Source organism: Methylosinus sp. Sm6 (assembly GCF_019802345.1).
In the GTDB taxonomy this organism is placed as follows: domain Bacteria; phylum Pseudomonadota; class Alphaproteobacteria; order Rhizobiales; family Beijerinckiaceae; genus Methylosinus.
Map to the genome: position 1 here is coordinate 1 of NZ_JAINDZ010000125.1, position 720 is coordinate 720.

A 720-nucleotide genomic window follows, 5' to 3' on the forward strand; every position below is an offset into this window, starting at 1 on the left:
TGACCACGATCGCGCAAGACTATGCCGCGGAGCTGCGGCGCATCTCGCTGGACCTGATCCGTGACGGCAAGCGTGACGACGCTGAGGAGCTGCAGCTCGCCGCCGAATATCTCGAACAGCAGGCCAGGGGCTGCGCGATCGATTTCGACGGAATCGAGGAGCGTCTCGCCTTCGATCTGCGCCGCATCGAGCGCTTCACCAAATTCGCCGAGCTCGTCATCGAGAGCCAAGCTCGTTTCTTCGAGCGCGAGAAGTCGCAGGCTTGGAATCTGCCGCTCCGGTGGAGGGACTTTTTTGACTGGATCGTCGTGCTCAACTTGCAGCAGGCGGCGATTTTTGCGGTGAGCGCGACACGTCCGGAAGGGATGATCCTTTCGGAGCAGGATTTCATCGCCACGGCGCGAGACGCATGGATGCGCGCCGTGCTCGAGGACGCCACGAACATCGCGGGAGCGCAATCATGACGACATCAGCACAGACCCGCGCCATTCACGCCGCGCGGAAGAAAATGCCGCAGTTCACCGAGGAGGATTACCGCGACCTCCTGAGCCGCGAGTTCGGCGGGCGCACCTCCTCGCGGCTGCTCGACACGCGCGAGGCGGCGCGGCTCATCGACATGCTCAACGGCCTCTCCGGCGGCGCGGCCATGCGCCGGCCGGCGGAGACGGCGAGCGGGCCCTATGCGCCGATCCTGCGCGCGCTGTGGATCGGCGCGTGGAA

General features: G+C 65.4%; 2 protein-coding genes. Both read left to right on the forward strand.

Annotated features, from left to right (window positions below):
- The coding region (locus K3F48_RS23855) for a hypothetical protein (protein WP_222577922.1) at positions 1 to 464 on the forward strand (464 nt) is incomplete at its 5' end.
- A partial coding sequence (locus K3F48_RS23860) for a phage protein GemA/Gp16 family protein (protein WP_222577923.1) occupies positions 461 to 720 on the forward strand: 260 nt, incomplete at its 3' end. The genes K3F48_RS23855 and K3F48_RS23860, both read left to right, overlap by 4 nt.